Consider the following 17,696-nt stretch of genomic DNA (forward strand, 5'->3'; position numbering starts at 1 on the left):
TAGGAATAGAAGGCGATGCTAGATTGCTGTCTTTGTGAGTGCTACTGTGATCTTTCCGCCAACAATCGATCCAATGCGTTGCTGAGTTTTTCTATCTTCAAACCTGTCGCTCGGATGCGACCATCGCGATCGATCACCAAGGTTACCGGTGCAACTCGGACGTGGTAACTCTGTGCCGTTTTACCAGCTTCGCGTGGTTTCGTGATCGACTCTGGCTTCGCCTGATCAAGAACGGAAGCCTCATCGCCCCCCGCTTCCTCTATTGGTTGATCGAGCACCAACGGGACGGACAAGTCAATCTCCGCGGCAAACGCTCTCACTGAATCCCAATCGCTTTCTTGGTCACAAACAACGGCAAAGTCGACTCCTTGCGGAGCATACTTGCCTGCTGTGTCGTTTAGTGATTTCAATTGTGCATCTGTGATCGCCAATCCAGGCCGGGTAAAGTGCAAGACTCGAACAACTCCCGTCGGCCGTTCTTCTTCAAACGCCTCCAACTCGTCCGATTGCTCGACATCGTCGGGATTCCACCATGAACGTCCTCGAATGGGTTTGGCAGGTTGCCCGAGTTGATCTTGCCAAGTCGGCATCCGCAGCGACCCGTTGTAAAACCAATCGCTGTCCAAACCAGGCAGCGATGTTGCCCAAGAAGTCGGCCCCGACTCTTCCACCAACTTCGAGACGATCGATTTGACGTGGGACGGTTGAACCCCTGCGGCACGAACGGTGCCACTGCGGTCAATGATCACATAGGTGGGGTAGGCATTGACCCCATAGGCATCGGTGGTTTCGCCACTATCTAAGGCCACGGCGTAATTGATCTGGCGATCCTTGACCATTTGATCCGCTTTGTTCCAACCCGATGCTGCCGAATGCATTCCGATAAAGACAAGCTCGTCTGGATAGGATTCAACCAATTCAATGTTTTTGGGAATCGATGCCACGCAAGGGCCGCACCAAGTCGCCCAGAAATCGATGACGACCACCTTGCCGCGGCAATCACTTAGCGTCGTTTCGTCACCAATCCAGGTATCGGTCGACCACTCAATCGCCGCAGAACCTTCCAAGTTGGATCGCAAGGTTTCTTGACCACTAAAATACCAATCGTCAGGAAACTCCGCTTCCGCCGCTTTGCCTGGCGTGGTATTCGCGATGAATAAAAACGAAAGCAACAAGCAAAGACCAGCAGGTATTCGACATTGGATCAGCATTATAAGAACCGCGAGTTGTGGGCAGAGAGGAACAGAATGGAAATACAGGCAGGCCAACCGCGTCAACCTGCCCATCGTAATAGTAGGCTCGACAGCAAACAAGGCTTTTAAAATTTCGTTTGCCAAAGGAGGCAGGGACGACCAACGGTAGTCCCGGAATCCACCCCTTACCAAATTGTAAACGGCGTCTTGGCTTCTTGCCGGGGCTACGTCGCCAAAGGACAGCCCACTCCATCGATATCAAGCTTTCTGCACGAGCTCTTCGACATGTTGGCCGACGCACTCCGCAAGGACAAGTGGATTGTAGCCACCTTCGAGAACACTGACGACTCGACCTTCCGCGTACTTTTGTGCAATCCGTATGACCTCATCGGTGATCGTGGCGAAATCCTCGCTTTCGAGCCCCAGCGACCCAACGGGATCGAGTCGGTGGCTGTCAAACCCAGCGCTGACCAGAACCAGTTGTGGCGACATGCGTTTCGCAAATCCGCCGAGTGACAAAGCAAACGTTTCCAATTGCTCCTTTCGCGAGGTCCCGAACTCGATCGGCACATTCCGGGTCGCCCCCCCACCTGCACCTGCGCCGATTTCGTCCTTCAAGCCTGTATGCGGGTAGAATGGGGAACGATGAATCGAAAAGAAGCCGACGCGGGGGTCTTCCCAAAAAATGGCTTGTGTGCCGTTTCCATGATGGACGTCAAAATCAACGATCAAAACGCGTTCAAGCCCCAAAATCTCGGTCGCCACTTTGGCAGCGACGGCAACATGGTTGAACAAACAAAAACCCATGCCTTTGTCAGCTAACGCGTGATGTCCGGGTGGTCGCGACAGGCAAAACGCGCTCGTATCTTCGCCTCGAACGACCCGCTCCACCGCATCGACGACCGCCCCGGTCGCTTGCAACGCCACGTCATAGGAGCGACTCGAAACGATGGTGTCGGGATCGACTTGTCCACCACCCGCAAGAGCCAGTTGGCGTATCGATTCGATATATTCGACGTGGTGAACCCGTTCCAGACGCTCCGATGTCACCGGCTGCCAAGAGGGACGTTTACAGAGTTGGTCGAGTGAAACGAAGTGCAGGTAGCGAATGACCGGCATCAACCGTGCCGCACATTCAGGGTGATCGCCGGTTTCATGTTCTTGGAAAACCGGATCCGAATAGAGGAGTGTCACGAGCGGATTCCTGTTCAAATTGGCGAATGAAAGTCGACAGGACGAATGCCGTTTCCAACGCCGGAACCACTTTGAATCGCGGTGCTAATGAAACGTTTTGCGGATTCAATGGCTTTGGTAAGCGTCAACCCGTTGGCCAGGTTTGCGGTAATGGCGGCCGATAGGACACAGCCGGTTCCATGCGTATGTACCGTGTCGATCCGCTCAGCTTCAAAAAGTGAAAAACGCTTGCCATCATACAACACATCCACCGCCTGGTCATTCATTCCGCCTCCCTTGACGAGAACATTTCTTGCTCCCATTGCGAAAATCGTCGAGGCAGCTTGCATCATTTGGTCAATCGTCACAACGTTTTGATCGGTTAATCGAGCCGCTTCCAACCGATTCGGCGTTAGCAAAAAAGCTTTGGGAATGAGCTGGTCTCGAAGGGAGGAGATTGCCTTTTTATCGATCAAGGATGCGCCGTGCTTACTAATCATGACGGGATCGACGACCAGCGGAAACACAAAGTCAGCAGCCCGAGCGGCGACCGCATCAATGATTGCCGCACTGCCAAGAGCCCCTGTTTTCGCCGCGGTTGGCGGCAGATCCGAGACGACCGCATCGAGCTGTGCGGTTACGAAATCGATGTCGATCGTTTGCACTGCGGAAACCGCGTGCGTGTTCTGCACCGTCAACAGCGTAACAATGCTGGTTCCATAGACACCGTGCTGATGAAACGTCTTCAGGTCGGCTTGTAATCCCGCACCGCCGGATGGATCCGATCCGGCGATCGTCATAGCGATTGGCAAAACTTGGCCTCAGACGTTTCGTGTTGTAAACTAAGAAACCAGCAAATGATTCCCGCTGTCACCCTCTTCCCATTCGCGGCGGACCTCTCGAAGACCGTAGGCACACAATTCAAATTGCTCACTCAATCGCATCAGTAAATCGGACGAAGGGCGATCATCGCCTCCTTCGATCTGCGCTGCGATTTGATAAGCGCGTTTGCCTTGTTTGCAGTAGTCAACAAAACCGTCACGCGACTGGTCGGGTTTTATCCGCCGCAGACTTTCAGGGTACATACCGGACCAGAACAATGTAAAGTCCCCGATATGACGATGGACTTCACGGCGAGCGAGTCCAACACGACGATCCGCTTCGACAACCATTTGGAAGACTTCGGTTGCGGGTGTGCCGTTCGGTTTGCGAACGCGGTGCAAAGCTTCCGTTCGTACAAAGCGAAGCATTAGCTCGCTCAGATAGTCGACGAGCTGGACGTCGGCAACGCCCAACTTGGACAAGAAAATACACTCGTTCAAACCGGCCAAGAAACGCTCGATCGTCGAGCGTTCCTGAGGCGATCTCTCGTTTGAATCTTGCTTCATCACTGCCTCCACAACAAAGGGTTACTATCCACAACTACTGTGAATCGACGGCAGAGTCAATAGAAATTTTTAACAAACGTTATTTTTGCCGAAGCAGTGTCATCGCAGCCCGTTCATGTTTTAACGGTCGGTCGGCGATGTTCCGGCGAATGGCCGCCAGCGGATTTGTGTCGCCCATCGTCATGCTCGTCCGTAGCGAATCCCCCAGCAACGATTGCGTTGCACCGTCCAATAGCATGCCGCGATTGACGCACAGCAATGTTTCCGAAGGTAGTACCGAAAAACGACCACACATTGGATGCGCATCGATCGATGTCCCCAGCGGTTCGCTCGATCCATCAACGAGCGGACGGTATCCATACCGGCTACTAATCATCGCGGTGAGGTTGCCCGCCGACGCATAGCTACCGTCCCCTGATTCTGGGTCGAAGTGAAAGTAGATCATCGACATCAATTGATCACCGCTATTGGTCTGCCAAAGCGTATCGGCGATTCGGCTGAGCATTTGCTTTGGATTGTGACGATAGTTGCTATGGGCCGTTAGTGCGGAACGAGCAACGACGCTGCCGATCGAACCACGTAAATCCGACTCGATGGCTTCCGCCATCGCCAACATGATCGTACCATCGGGTAAAATGTCCCAAGAGTGCCAACCCGTTGCAACGGAGTTTGGTGATTCCAGCATCCCGTCGACCTTCCAACCGTCGGCGATTCGATTCCCTACTGGCAAACTGAGGTGCTGCCACTCGGCCAGATCTTGAATCGAGTTCGTTGCCAACTGGGCCGCTTTGGGACTGGCAAATTCGCTTGCTGCAGCGGTCGAGATTTCGGTTGCGATTGCCTTGGCAGCCAATCGTGCGACCGCGGATTCCGCCGCTGTGAAGGTCACGCCTTCTTCACTGAACAACCAAAGCGTGCCGATCGGAACGGAGTCATTGAGGATGGCTGCACAGATACCACCAACAAAGCTCTCCGGACGATTCCATGTGTCGATGTCACCAGCCAAAAAGTCGTCGACTGTGACAACGCCCTGCACCATCGCTTCCAAATCGCCGCGGCTCCCTTGCAAAGGTCTTGCCAGCTGCTCTAAACGCTCGAGCGTGATTCCGCAACTGGCTCGAGCGGTCAGGCGTTCCGTGTTGTCGTCGAGCAGATAGATGACGGCGACATCGCAGCGTGTCGCTGCGATAGCGTCAAGCAGAATCCCTTCCATCCGATCGGCCAACGCACCACGTCCTGCGACAGTCGGTAGAATCGCAGCGCGGGCAGCCAACTCCATCTCTTGGTTGCGAAGCGTTTCCCGAAGACGGATGAGCTCCTCCGACATTCGCATGGCAGCTTCGGCTAAACGTTTTGCATCCGGTTTTGCGATCGAAGCGGTTCGATCGTTGGGATAGGTGAGGCAGTCGGAATTGACGCTGGGCAACAAGCTAATGGTAGCGTCAATTTTTCGCTTTGACCTATCGATTCGCCAACCGGTCGAGTCGCCGAAGACCTGCCAAAACCTCTCGATCGGTTCCGACCGATTGGCATGCTCGGCGAGCCGAGTTTTCGCAGGGTTGCCGCCCCGCTGCTTGACAGCCTGATCGGATTGGCCAGTACGCGTCGTCGCTGGCCCATGATGAATACGCAGATAGCTTGGGTTGTTTTTAGTCACGCTCGTTCAATGCTCGTGTTTCAAGGAAAGGATCGCTAGTTCGCTTTTTGCCTAAAGCCGGGAGGGGGGGAGAGGCGATCCGTGCCAGAGCAAGCGGTCGTGGGCGGACCAAGCGGGCTATTGCATCCGAATCCATCGTCGATGCTAAGAACGTCATCGGCGGCTCCGTACGCTTTCGCTAACAGGAATGAGCGACAAAGTCACGGAATTTTACCACGGTGCTAGAATGTCGATTACAATCGGTGCTGTCCGCACGACCACACCATTTGCCAGTCTCGACTGCAGCGAAAGTCGTCAAGACTTTCGGTCTTCAACCGACGGAGCTCTTGACGTGTCTTCGCGACGGGGAAGTCACTTTTTTGAGTAACAAAATGAAAGACAAAAAAAAGAAGAAAGAGATCTGCAAATGGGATCGCGATGAAATTGAATCCTCGATCGATTTCCTGCTCGAGCAAGCTCGAAATGCGAACTATGCGTGCAAGAAATGCGGCCGCGTCGCCGAGACAAAGGCGCTGCTCTGCAAACCTCTTAGCGAAAACAAGGCATAGCGATTTTTTACGAGCAAGGTATAAATAGTTATTCAACAAGCCCATTCTACTTTCTCCAACTTGACTTACACCCATGTCATTGATCATTCCCCTTTCAGCCCGGCGCCGTAAAAAACTGCAAGCCAAACTCGACCAGGATTACGACTACCGGAATTATGAAGATGACGACATCATCGTCAAAAGCGGCGGTCCCGCTGGCCGCGGCGTGTTTGCTCAGAGGCAATTCACGCCAGGCGAGTTGATCGTCGAAATCAAGGGCCAAGTGCATCGAAAGTCCGCTTATGAAGGCTCCACCTATGTGATGGACCTCAGCGAAAAATGGCTTTTGGAACCGGCGATTCCGGGTGCGTTCGTCAACCATTCCTGCAACCCGAATGCCGAGCTGATCGTCGCGACGAAGAAGTCGATGGCTCTGATCGCGATTTGCAACATTGAAGAAGGTTCGCAAATCACGTTTGATTATGGATGGATGGCCGCCGATTGGATCCCAAAATGCCATTGCGGTGCCCCCAATTGCCGTGGCTGGGTCGTCGATCAAGATGAGGTCGAGAAAATGAAAAAGTTCGAGAAGAAAAAAAAGAAGAAAAAGAAATCTCGCTAGTCGTTGCCGATCCCACCCTCCCGGCAATGCTGGGGAGGCTAAAGTGCCGGTGCGATCAGCCAAACGTGCCAGCAAATTAACAGCAAATAAACTCTTGCTAGATCGAAAGAAGAAGAGGGACAATGAATTCGAAGGATCTTCCCGAACCACTCGATTTGATAGCGGTCGGCGCTCATCCCGATGATGTCGAAATCGCTTGCGGTGGCACGCTGGCGAAATTGGTCAGCAAAGGCTACCGGGTCGGAATCATCGACTTGACCGATGGTGAACCAACCCCAAATTCCCCTGGCCCGGATGTGCGGTTGCGCGAAGCGGATGAGGCGGCTAAAACGCTAGGTGTTCACAAACGAATCCAGCTCGATTTGCCCAATCGCCGGCTATTTGATTGCTTTGAAACTCGCGTTGCATTGGCGGCCGAGTTCCGTCGCTATCGACCAAAGTTAGTGATCGGTTTCGGTGAAAAAACACCGATGGCATCGCCTGATCATTGGCAAGCGATGCAGATTACCGATGCCGCCGTCTTCTATAGCCGCTTGTCGAAATGGGATGACCACTTCCCAAACTTGCCCGTGCATTTGATTCGACGCCAATTGTACTATCGACTCGCCGTCGATCCGGACACGATTACAGGCAACCCGTATCACCAAATTGTTGACATTAGCGATACGATCGAACAAAAGATTGAATCCATATTGTGCTACAAAACCCAATTCGAGCACAAACCGAATATCGTCACGCGGGTACGTGCTGCTGCGACGGTAACAGGTGCCGCAGCTGGCGTGACAGCTGGCGAATCGTTCGCAGCTGCGAAACCGTTCGCCGTTGACGATTTGATGATCACACTGGCGATCGGCAAAGCGGGCATCAACCAAGGCATTTGCTGATCTGCCGAACCGCTTGCCGAAGTCGTTGTTCGTTTTCTACCAAGGACATTCGCAGAAAACCCTCGCCACCTTGCCCAAAGCCGCTACCGGGACTGACCGCGACGTTACCTTCTTCGAGTAGTTTTAAGGCAAAATCCATCGTGCTCATTGAACTGGCCCACGGTTCAGGGACTTTGGCCCAAACGAACATGCCTGCTTTGGGCGGTGTCACATCCCAGCCCAATCGCCTTAGGCCACTGACCAAAACGTCTCGACGCCCTTGGTAAATCCTCGATTGTTTTTCAACGTTCGTATCGGTTTCTCGAAGCGCCACGATCGCTGCAATTTGAACCGCTGCGAACATTCCGTAATCGTAGTAGCCTTTGACCGTCCCAAGACCTCGAATCATTTCGGAATTGCCAGCACAGAAACCGACTCGCCAACCGGCCATATTGTACCCTTTGCTCATCGTCGTAAATTCGACACCGACATCCTTCGCCCCTTTGGCTGCTAAGAAACTCGGTGGACGATAGCCATCAAACGCAACGTCCGCGTACGCGAAGTCGTGAATCACCATGAACCCGTACTTCTTTGCCAGCCGGACGACCTCGACAAAAAACTCAGGTTCAATCACCGCCGAAGATGGGTTGTGGGGATAATTGACAATCAACACCTTGGGGGTCGGCGCCATGTGTTCACACGTGTAGGCCACATTGCGCAAGAACATTTCAGAATCGGCGACATCGAGCGCAACGACGTTACCAGCGGCCAGAATGACGCCGTACATATGAACGGGAAAGTAGGGCGACGGGATGATTGCCGTATCGCCTGGCCCCATCAAAGCCAAACACATGTGCGAAAACCCCTCCTTACTGCCCAAGCATGACATCACTTCGGTATCGGGGTCGAGCCGCACTCCATACAACCGGTAATATTTGCTAGCAACCTCTCGTCGCAGATTTGAAATGCCATTCGATTTGCTGTAGCCATGGTTACCAGGATCAGCAGCTGCGTCAGCCAATTTTTGAATGACGGAAGGATCAGGTGGATCGGACGGGTTGCCCATGCCCAAATCGATCACATCATCCCCGGCTCGTCGTTTTTGATAAAGCGAATTGTTGATTCGACCAAACATATAGGGAGGCAAACGATCGACCCGCGTTGCAAATTTGACTTCAAAAGGCTGCGGGACAGGGTCCGTTGTCGGCGGCCCGATCGCAGGAGCATCAATATTGGGAAGATCGGAATCAAAAGGTTGATTCATGGCAAAACCGCAAGAGAAAGGATAGAAAGGTCTTTAGTTTTCGTTTTCGAATGTGTGACCATTGTCGACCAGAGACCGACAATCGCCCAGGGGGTTATCCGAGACAATTCTTCTGCCTACGTGAACAAATCTTTGGGTGGATTTTTGGCGAATCGCTTTAAATACTCGTCCATTCGTAATTTGCGTTTAGCACTTTTGCTCGTCATGTAGCGGACGTTTCCGAAAACCGGTCTCTCTGGTCCCCAGGCTCGGTCAAAGCGGCCCAGGACCCAGAAAATGCCGTTGTAGGAATTTGGGTCGCGTCCGTCGAGTCCATACTTATTGTTTATCTCGATCATGATTCGCAATGCATCGCTCGGTGATTCCGACCAGTGCAGAATTTTTTTGCCCCACAGCATTCGCATGTAATTGTGCATCACCCCAGTGCGAACGATCTCACGCTGAGCGGCATTCCAAATGGGATCGTCCGTCTCGGCACGCTCAAATTGTTCGAGACGGTAGATCACAGGCCGCTTATCGGGTTTGTGTTTCATTAACGAATTGAATGCCCACTCCGGTAGCGTTTCCAACCTGTCGTATCCGTCTGGATCACGAAAGGTTCGATTGAACCCCATTTCACGCCAAGTCAACACTTGATCCAAGAACGCTTCCGCCGGTTCACTGGTGTTCCAAAACCCGTGGTTTTTGCCATTTGCGGCCGATGCTTTGTCGGGGGTCCAGTCTTGATTCTCTAACGTTTCGAGAACGATCTCATGGGCCGAGATGTGCCCAAAATGCAAGTGGGGACTGAGGCCGCTCGTCACATTTTCATTAGGATGGTTTCGATCGACGTCGTAGCGTTGCATATCGTGTTTGATAAAGTGCGTTAACCGTTTGGCGGCTGCTTTCGAGCCGCCTTCGATTTTATCGCATGGTGATACCGAATGATCGATCGGTATCGAATCAAGTCCGCCCACGCTGAGCAGCTTTTCGAGATCGGCAGCGGGCCAACGTTTCAAAATCGATGCTGGCAGCGATTGGAGAACGGGAAGCTTGCTCCGAAGCAGCGGATCGGTTTTCGGTATTTCCAGCAGCGCGTCAAAGATGTTTTTTTGCATCCAGCGGCGGTAGCTGTGAGCGACGGTGAACGTACGGTCGGGTCGGCGAAGCGGCATGACGCAGTTGCCGTCGATCAGTTCCAACCTGGCAGGAATCTGGTCTTTGACGGCATCGATCATTGTCGGCAGGAAAAAGCAGGGGTACTCATCTGCAATGACGCTACACGCCTTTTTGGCCAACTGGTGTAGCAGCGGAGTCCCTGCACCTGGCTTGGGCTCGACATAGGGATAGTAGGTCACCGGTTTGTCCGCCAGTGCTTCGGCATTGGCTCGCATCCCTGCAATGGCGAAATGATGCATTCGATCATTCGCCCATTTGTAGCGCACACGAAGCGGTTCGAAAATCAATAGTGGCTTATTGAGTTGTTTTGCGAGGTCCACCGCGTGCTGGAGTGCAAAATTGTATCGCGTTCGCCTGGCAGCGATCATCCAATACAAGACGTAATCACCCTCGATGCGAACTGGATGTTGGTTTGCAAGGGAATGGCGAATTGGAGGAATAAACATGCGACGGTGAAATTTGGAGGTTTGCCAGAAATATCGGATCTTGTGGTACAATGAGTGCGTTCGATCGAATCTCCATCTTCGACTTCCTTTTCTGGAAGACCCATTACCTAAAGGTATGCGAAATGATGATGACAGCAACGCGGCATTGGCTACTTGGTCCCTTGCTTTGTACGGGACTGGCAAGCGCTGGCTGGACTCAGACGTTTGAAGCGGTGATGCCCGACGGAAATGTCACCGCGAAGATGGAGGTTCACGAGGGGAGATTGTTGATTCGACAGCAAAACGGCCCATCGTTTCTCTACGAGCGGGAACCGCAGTTCGATTCGGTTGACGGAAGTTTCATCGGCTACTTCCATCCAAAACTCAATCGAGTGCTGCGAATGCCGAGGTCCGGCAACGGTTCGATGATGATGGCAGACTTGGACGACGTGCATCCACGTTACCAAGCATCCAACTTTGTGACGAGGCCGGTTGCAGTCGCAAGTCCGCCCGATCGTCTACGCGAAGAGGGGGCCGCACATCTCGGGCAAGCTCTCCAGCGTCGACCAAATCAAGGTTTCCGCCCCGGTGCCGGGAATCGGCCCAACAATCAGCCTAGGCAAGGTGACGGAAAATGGCACGCCCAACCTCCCCACTTTGCACGCGGACAGGGTCGAGCGTATCGACATCAAAACGGGTACGGTCATCACGGCTTTGTTCCGATTTACACACCCAATGTCTATTGGCTGAATCCGTTACCAGGGTTTTGGCCCGGCGGTAGTTTTTACAGCAGCAACGTTTACGGTCATGGGTACTACGGTGGCTTCTTTTCAGGAACCGTGCTGAATGTTGGCAATGTGTACGCCAATCCGTCCCCGATGTTCTCACCACGATTCGCCCCTCAGTCGGTTGTCGTGGACACTCGCGTTGTTCCTGGGACGCCACTTCCGCCAGTCAAGCTGGGGCTTCGCAACGGCAGTGACCGTGAGTTGATCGTCACCATTCTCGACACCAAAGCAGGGGGGCAGCCGCATCAAATCCGCATCCCTGCGGGGGGAGTCTCGGAGCAAACCTTTGAAAGAGATTCCACCGATAAGCGGATTCAAACCTATGAAACGATTTTGCCAAATGGTGAGTACGACGAGCATCAAGTGACGACTCTCTTGCCGCCCGCCGTTCGCTATGAACTCGTCGTCCACACTCGCCAAATCCAATCGATCGCCATCGATCGAACTGGCAAGAGTCCAAACGTGATCGAGGACGTTAACTACCAAGGCAAAGGGGTCGGGCGATTCACGTTGCCGCCCGGCGATCAGTTACGATCCGCAACGATTGACGTTTATCGAGTGGCTCGAAGCCGCAACCAACCACCGGGAATGATCGAACCGCTTCTCGACCCAACCATGTTTGACTAGCCATCGATATACTCCACCACGATTGGCTTTCTCAAATAACGGTAAGCCCAAGTGATTAATCCAACCTTGACCAAAGCCCATGCCAAGAAGAAAACGATCCCAACCACGGCGGCGATGGAAGTAAATTGGGCCACCATTTCGCCACCGCCTTGTTTTTCTGCAAGCTTTCGCATGTAGGCTTCGTTGATCGGAGCGATCTGTAATTGCATCAACCCATAGACGGCGTTTCGCAAACACTCAAACACGATCGCGAAGAGCAATGTTCGTCTCATCAACACACGGCTCCATCGCTTCCGCAAAATCAGCCCCACGCCACCCGAAAGGTACAGAACTGCGAGCAAGAGTCCTGTCACACCTATTAGCACGCTGGGAATCAAGAACCTTGCCATCACCGCGTTGATGTCTTGCTGCATTTCAGCCTGCGCTTCTTCGAATGGCCCACCTTGATTCATCATCGTCATCAGCTTGTCACCGACTAAAAGCTGTATGCCGATCATCAACGAACCGAACAAGCCAACGACTCCGGCCAAGATTGCCAATACCGAAATGACGGTCACACCCGTTGGGCGGACGACTGCGGTGTCAGGTGATCCAGCCATCCGTGCTTGAACGTAAGGATTGCCCGAGGGTGATGCGTTTGCAGGATCGTTCATGGTACGATTTCACTTGGTGGATCGTTCGATTTAGGGTATCGAATAAAAGGCTCGTTGAATCTCATGTGGCGAATGGCCTTCTTCGGCAAAGCCGAATGCAATCACCACGGGGCGATTGAATAGGACAATCATACCGTAAATCGAAAGTGCGATTTGCGTTGGTAGACAATAACAAGTCAACATCGTCACCATTCCGACGCAAAGCATCACGATACTCATCACTCGACCGCGAAAACGCAAGGTCCGCACTCCGCAGATGATCGTGAAAACCGCGATTGCGATCATCACCAAACCAGCGATCACGCCAAGTACCAGGAACCAAGTATCCGCTTCAGGTGGCATCGCATTCGCGTTTCCACTCTGTGCCGCGTCGGCTCGTATTTCACGAAACACCATTGGCATTAGCGATGCATAAAACGTGATCGCCCCGCCCATTAGCAGAATAAAAACCCCTTGAACGATCATGAGCACGCCGAGGATTTGGACTTGCCCCACCAGTCCCCGCGAATGCAAATTCGCTATATCGATCGTCCCATCGCCAGGGATTCTCGGTGGTTGCACCGTCGGCGAGTACGGATTCGTAGGCATGGAATCTGAAAAAGGATTATCCGATGACATGTTGGTGACTCGCGGTTTAGTCGACGTATTGCTAAAGTTTGTGACGAGTGCTTCGTCAAAATATAACTTTAGCGTTGCTTTTTTTGTGGCTGTGGCTGTGGCTGTGGCTGTGGCTGTGGCTTCCAGTCGCAGAATGGGGGCTGGAGGCCCCCGTCACGTTGTACCGCACCCTAAAGTTAAATCTGGACAAAGGACGAGTCGTTTTGTGTTTTTTTGTTAAACCGTGTGCCCATCGTGCCGCACGCGGCCTGCTGATTTAATCGGTTTGACTCGACTTATTGTTTAACGCCAAGCCATAGGCGACCGCTTATGGAAAAGCTGACGCCTTCGGCTAAGCGTTAAACGATTAAATCAGCAGGCCGCACGCGGAGTATTGCAAAACGTGTGGGCGTTGCCCACACGACTCAATGGCTAATCCTACCGTAAAGATCTATCACCTACCATCAACAGGACACCCCATCTTTGTCTAAGGTCGCCAGCAACCGGAAACAGCGAAAGTCGGCGAGAGCGAAAACTCGCTCTGCCGCTAACACGATCCAAATTCGCGGCGCACGTGAGCATAACCTGCAAAATGTTGATGTCGACATCGCTCACGACAAGTTGACCGTTATCACTGGCGTTTCAGGGAGCGGCAAAAGCTCATTGGCTTTTGACACGCTCTTTGCTGAGGGACAACGGCAATACATCGACAGTTTATCCGCTTACGCTCGGCAATTTCTCGATCAGATCCCACGTCCTGATGTCGATTCGATTAGCGGTTTGGCTCCGACTTTGGCGATTGATCAAAAACCCGGCTCCTCACACGGACGCAGCACCGTCGCCACGATCAGTGAAATCTACGACTTTCTACGTCTCCTTTACGCTCGTGTCGGCACACCGCATTGTAGCCATTGTCAATCGACCATTGCTCGGCAATCCCCCGACGCCGTCGTCGAATCATTGGCATCGCTGCCCGATGGAACCAAAGTCGTCATGATGGCACCGATGGTACGCGGGCGCCGTGGAGTTCACCGCGAAGTGTTCGATTCGATACGCCAAGCGGGTCTACTAAGAGTGCGAACCGACGGAGAGACCTACTTGCTCGATGATGTCCCCGATCTCGCACCTCGCAAAAATCATACAATCGAAGCGGTCGTCGATCGGTTGGTGATCCGCCACCCCCAATCGATCCGTTCCTCTGAAACGACGACTGCCGAGTCCAAGCAACTTGACTCCAAACGCATTGACTCCAAACGCATTGACTCCAAACGCATTGACCCACGACTGCGTGAAAGTGTCCTCTTGGCTCTGCGACTCGGCAACGGATTGGCCTCTTCCTTAATCCAAAAGCCCGCAAGCACAGGCGAACCGAGCGAGTGGACCGAATCCATTTTCAGCACGGCGATGGCGTGTATTGAATGCGGGGCAAGCTTTGAGGAAATCGAACCGCGAACCTTCAGTTTTAACAGCCCCTACGGAGCTTGTCCAACGTGCGACGGACTCGGGCGAATCGATCAATCCGACCAGACGATTGTTTGTCCTGATTGTCATGGTGGACGCCTGCGTAAAGAAGCCTTGAGCGTCACCATTGACGGCGTCCCGATCAACGAACTCGCCTCGATGCCCCTACACGACGCAGCCGATTGGTTCGCAAAAATCGGTGACTCACTCAGCGAAGTTCAATCCGCAATCGCAGCTCCGATCACCAGGGAAGTTCTCAAGCGTTTGTCATTTTTGAGCCGCGTCGGTGTCGATTATCTAACGCTCGATCGGTCCGCCAGTTCACTCAGTGGTGGTGAGTTGCAGCGGGTTCGCTTGGCGACCAGTATCGGCAGCGGATTGGTTGGCGTGTGTTATGTATTGGACGAACCATCGATTGGCCTTCACCCCGCCGACCACGATCGGCTAATCGATTGCATCCTCGATTTGCGAGATCAGGGCAACACGGTGATTGTCGTCGAGCACGATGAAGCGACCATGCGGGCGGCGGACGACTTGATCGACATGGGAGAAGGAGCGGGAAAGAACGGCGGTAAGATTATCAGTCATGGAAAACCAAAGCGGGTTGAAAAAGACCCGAATAGTTTAACCGGACACTATCTCGCCGGACGGAAACGCATTCCGATCCCAGCTGAACGACGCAAGCCAAAACGATCGCAATGGCTGACGCTATCCGATGTGCAAACCCATAATCTAAAAAAAGTGACCGCAAGATTTCCGCTCGGGTTATTGGTCGGTATTAGCGGTGTATCGGGCAGTGGTAAAAGTTCGCTCGTCAACGATACACTCGCTCCTGCCCTGGCAGCTCATCTTGGTTTGCAAGCGGATGCACCGGGGCCGTTTACGAAAATGACAGGCGCCGAACAGATCGATAAGATGATCGTGATCGATCAGTCACCTATCGGCCGAAGCCCACGAAGTTGTCCCGCAACCTACAGTGGCGTTCTCGACGAAATCCGCAAGGTTTTCGCAAAGACTCGCGAGGCAAAAACTCGCGGGTTTACCACCAGCCGGTTCTCGTTCAATGCGGCGGCAGGTCGCTGCGAGCTTTGTAAAGGCCTGGGGGTCGAACGAATCGAAATGAACTTTTTGAGTGACTTGTTTGTTACTTGCACACGCTGTGGTGGCAAACGATTCAATCGACAAACGCTGCAAGTCCGCTTTAAGGGAGCTTCGATTGCAGACGTGTTGGCGATGAGCATTGACGATGCCGCATCGTTCTTTGAGAACGTGCCACGAATCGAGCGGCAACTTCACTCGCTACAATCGGTTGGACTTGGCTACGTCCATCTGGGACAATCGAGCACAACGCTTAGTGGTGGCGAAGCCCAGCGGATCAAACTGGGGACCGAACTCGCGCGAGTATCCACGGGGCGAACATTGTACTTGCTCGATGAACCAACGACGGGACTTCATTTTCAAGACATCGAGCGATTGGTAAATGTACTCAATCAACTCGTCGATGCGGGCAACACGGTCCTCGTTATCGAGCACCAATTCGACTTGCTGGCAGCCTGTGATTGGATCATCGACCTGGGACCTACCGGTGGAGTGGAAGGAGGCCAGATTGTTGGCACGGGATCGCCGGAGCAACTCGCCAATGATCCGACCACGGCCACTGGCAAATACCTCCAACAAACGCTTGGTCGATTTTCTCACACTTCGTCCTGATCGTCCGCTGGTCGACTTCCGATCGACTCGGACTCACTGTCAATCTTGGGCGGATCAATGACGGATTCGATGCCTTGAGAGAAGCCTTGATAGATTTCGCGGACAAATCCAATGTCCGTATGCGGATACGCCGGCGCGGATACGTCGGCGCGGATACGCGGGCGCGGATACCAAGGTGGCTTATCTTCGTAGCATGGAGATGCTAGATTGCAATTCATGAGTGCCTCCAATCTCGAACCGAAACCCGAACGCGCTCTGATCGAGATTGGGGTCATCGTTGCCGGGCCCCTCGACTTCGTCGATTCACGAGCAATCAAGTTGGCGGTGGAACAAGCCGACGATCGGCTGAGCGAACTGTTTCCCGAATTTCACTTTGATTTCTTTGAAAACCGACGTCCTGAATTGATGGGAGCTGGACGAGTCGAACCGAGCTTGCTGCTACGTCAAGCGGTGGAGGAGCGTGATGCCAAGCATTGGGATTTTGCGTTTGTATTGACAGCCGCCGAGTTGATCGGCAACTACTCACCCTATTGTTTCGCCGCCCTCAGTCGTCCACTTGATGCGGCGGTGATCTCGATGTCGTTGATTGATCCACAAGCCTTGGGGGTCGAAGTCAATTCGACGGAACGAATTGAGCGAATTGCCCGCCGCTTGAGCCGGCTGATGCTACATAGCCTTGGCCATTTATCAGGGCTTCCCAAAAGCGATCATCCAAATGATTTACTATACCACCCGCCCAATGCAGCCGCTCTCGATTTGATGGCGGGTCTCGATTCAGAGAACTTGGAGCGGCAACGCAGCGCATTGGCTGAAATCGCTGACCAGCGTCTCGAAGAACGTTTTGGCAAACGGAAGCTAGGTGCGGTCAACTTTATCCTGCGAGCCGTTTGGATTAATCGACGCGAAATCTACCAAGCCGTCTTTGCGGCGCGTCCATGGGAATTTCCAAAACGACTGAGCCGTTTAACGATCGCGTCGTTTTCAACGCTGGCAATTTTGCTGCTAACCGCGGAGGCCTGGGATTTGGCATTGGCCCAAGGAACGGTCCGTGTCATGGCGTTGGTCGCCGTTTCACTGGTCGCGACCACGGCCTACGTCGTCGCCCGCCAACAATTGCTCATTCGCCGTGGCACTCGCCGTACCGAACAATCCGTGATGACCAGTGCATCGGCAATCGGCACCGTTTTCGTCGGCATGTTGACAACTTGGTTGACGTTGGTTGTCGTTGGTTTGTGCTTGGCACACTTGCTCTTTCCGTCTCAGTTAATTGCGACCTGGGCCGCGTCAAGTTTTGAACAACCGCGAGAACTTGGTTCGACGACCCGCCCCCAAATGGCATTCTTCTGTTCCTCGCTGGCCCTTCTTATTGGTTCGCTCGGTGCCAGTTTCGAATCGCAATATTACTTTCGCCATATCATCTTCGTCGATGAAGAGATTTAGGTCGGGCCGTAGCCAACCTCGCCAGAGATGGGACGCCATCCAATACACCGACCCAATCTCTGCGAGATCGGCCTCTGGCGAGATCGGCAGACGATAGAGCATGGCACGAGGTTTGCACCTCAGCACCCGCGTCGCTGAACCATCAAACGC

16 protein-coding genes are annotated in these 17,696 nt (G+C 53.3%); 6 read left to right on the plus strand and 10 right to left on the minus strand.

Annotated features, from left to right (window positions below):
- Positions 1 to 41 precede the first annotated feature (41 nt).
- The 5 genes from Q31b_RS04265 to Q31b_RS04285 form a co-directional block, all read right to left on the minus strand.
- A complete protein-coding gene (locus Q31b_RS04265; RefSeq protein WP_197170892.1) occupies positions 42 to 1,211 on the minus strand; it encodes a redoxin family protein in 1,170 nt (389 codons plus the stop codon).
- A 240-nt stretch (positions 1,212 to 1,451) separates the two neighbouring features.
- A complete protein-coding gene (locus Q31b_RS04270) occupies positions 1,452 to 2,387 on the minus strand; it encodes a histone deacetylase family protein (protein WP_146598370.1) in 936 nt (311 codons plus the stop codon).
- Positions 2,388 to 2,401: 14 nt separating this feature from the next.
- Positions 2,402 to 3,178: a bifunctional hydroxymethylpyrimidine kinase/phosphomethylpyrimidine kinase gene (thiD, locus tag Q31b_RS04275; RefSeq protein WP_231617286.1), complete on the minus strand. Its 777-nt coding sequence runs from the start codon at positions 3,176 to 3,178 to the stop codon at positions 2,402 to 2,404.
- Between the two features lie 30 nt (positions 3,179 to 3,208).
- Positions 3,209 to 3,754: a hypothetical protein gene (locus tag Q31b_RS04280; protein ID WP_146598372.1), complete on the minus strand. Its 546-nt coding sequence runs from the start codon at positions 3,752 to 3,754 to the stop codon at positions 3,209 to 3,211.
- Positions 3,755 to 3,833: 79 nt separating this feature from the next.
- On the minus strand, positions 3,834 to 5,411 hold the full coding sequence (locus tag Q31b_RS04285; RefSeq protein WP_146598373.1) for a SpoIIE family protein phosphatase: 1,578 nt from the start codon (positions 5,409 to 5,411) through the stop codon (positions 3,834 to 3,836).
- A gap of 371 nt (positions 5,412 to 5,782) precedes the next feature.
- Between Q31b_RS04285 and Q31b_RS27865 the strand changes: the two genes are divergently transcribed.
- The 3 genes from Q31b_RS27865 to Q31b_RS04295 all read left to right on the plus strand — a co-directional run bounded on the left by Q31b_RS27865 (position 5,783) and on the right by Q31b_RS04295 (position 7,444).
- A complete protein-coding gene (locus Q31b_RS27865) occupies positions 5,783 to 5,959 on the plus strand; it encodes a hypothetical protein (protein WP_197170894.1) in 177 nt (58 codons plus the stop codon).
- Between the two features lie 73 nt (positions 5,960 to 6,032).
- Entirely contained in the window at positions 6,033 to 6,560 is a 528-nt protein-coding gene (locus Q31b_RS04290; protein WP_146598374.1) for an SET domain-containing protein, read from the plus strand.
- A gap of 122 nt (positions 6,561 to 6,682) precedes the next feature.
- A complete protein-coding gene (locus Q31b_RS04295; RefSeq protein WP_146598375.1) occupies positions 6,683 to 7,444 on the plus strand; it encodes a PIG-L family deacetylase in 762 nt (253 codons plus the stop codon).
- Here Q31b_RS04295 and Q31b_RS04300 read toward each other — a convergent pair.
- Together Q31b_RS04300 and Q31b_RS04305 are read right to left on the minus strand one after the other, a co-directional pair.
- The gene (locus Q31b_RS04300; protein WP_146598376.1) at positions 7,425 to 8,687 is read right to left on the minus strand and encodes an aminotransferase class I/II-fold pyridoxal phosphate-dependent enzyme; all 1,263 of its coding nucleotides are present in this window, start codon (positions 8,685 to 8,687) and stop codon (positions 7,425 to 7,427) included. The genes Q31b_RS04295 and Q31b_RS04300 overlap by 20 nt on opposite strands.
- A gap of 116 nt (positions 8,688 to 8,803) precedes the next feature.
- On the minus strand, positions 8,804 to 10,291 hold the full coding sequence (locus Q31b_RS04305) for a deoxyribodipyrimidine photolyase (protein ID WP_231617287.1): 1,488 nt from the start codon (positions 10,289 to 10,291) through the stop codon (positions 8,804 to 8,806).
- A gap of 122 nt (positions 10,292 to 10,413) precedes the next feature.
- Between Q31b_RS04305 and Q31b_RS04310 the strand changes: the two genes are divergently transcribed.
- Positions 10,414 to 11,685, plus strand: coding sequence for a hypothetical protein (locus tag Q31b_RS04310; RefSeq protein WP_146598377.1), 1,272 nt, complete (start codon positions 10,414 to 10,416; stop codon positions 11,683 to 11,685).
- Here the strand turns inward: Q31b_RS04310 and Q31b_RS04315 are convergent.
- Together Q31b_RS04315 and Q31b_RS04320 are read right to left on the minus strand one after the other, a co-directional pair.
- On the minus strand, positions 11,682 to 12,338 hold the full coding sequence (locus Q31b_RS04315; RefSeq protein WP_146598378.1) for a hypothetical protein: 657 nt from the start codon (positions 12,336 to 12,338) through the stop codon (positions 11,682 to 11,684). The two genes, Q31b_RS04310 and Q31b_RS04315, sit on opposite strands and share 4 nt — an antisense overlap.
- A 30-nt stretch (positions 12,339 to 12,368) precedes the next feature.
- Complete coding sequence (locus tag Q31b_RS04320) at positions 12,369 to 12,926, minus strand: hypothetical protein (RefSeq protein WP_146598379.1); 558 nt, start codon at positions 12,924 to 12,926, stop codon at positions 12,369 to 12,371.
- A gap of 492 nt (positions 12,927 to 13,418) precedes the next feature.
- On the opposite strand from Q31b_RS04320, the gene uvrA reads away from it, so the two are divergent.
- Complete coding sequence (gene uvrA / locus Q31b_RS04325; protein WP_390622299.1) at positions 13,419 to 16,106, plus strand: excinuclease ABC subunit UvrA; 2,688 nt, start codon at positions 13,419 to 13,421, stop codon at positions 16,104 to 16,106.
- Here uvrA and Q31b_RS04330 read toward each other — a convergent pair.
- Positions 16,091 to 16,324 (minus strand): hypothetical protein, encoded by a 234-nt coding sequence (locus Q31b_RS04330; protein WP_146598380.1) that lies wholly within the window; start codon positions 16,322 to 16,324, stop codon positions 16,091 to 16,093. The two genes, uvrA and Q31b_RS04330, sit on opposite strands and share 16 nt — an antisense overlap.
- Here Q31b_RS04330 and Q31b_RS04335 point away from each other — a divergent pair.
- Entirely contained in the window at positions 16,323 to 17,546 is a 1,224-nt protein-coding gene (locus Q31b_RS04335; protein ID WP_146598381.1) for a hypothetical protein, read from the plus strand. The genes Q31b_RS04330 and Q31b_RS04335 overlap by 2 nt on opposite strands.
- The last annotated feature ends 150 nt before the right edge of the window (positions 17,547 to 17,696 follow it).

It is taken from the genome of Novipirellula aureliae (assembly GCF_007860185.1).
In the GTDB taxonomy this organism is placed as follows: domain Bacteria; phylum Planctomycetota; class Planctomycetia; order Pirellulales; family Pirellulaceae; genus Novipirellula_A; species Novipirellula_A aureliae.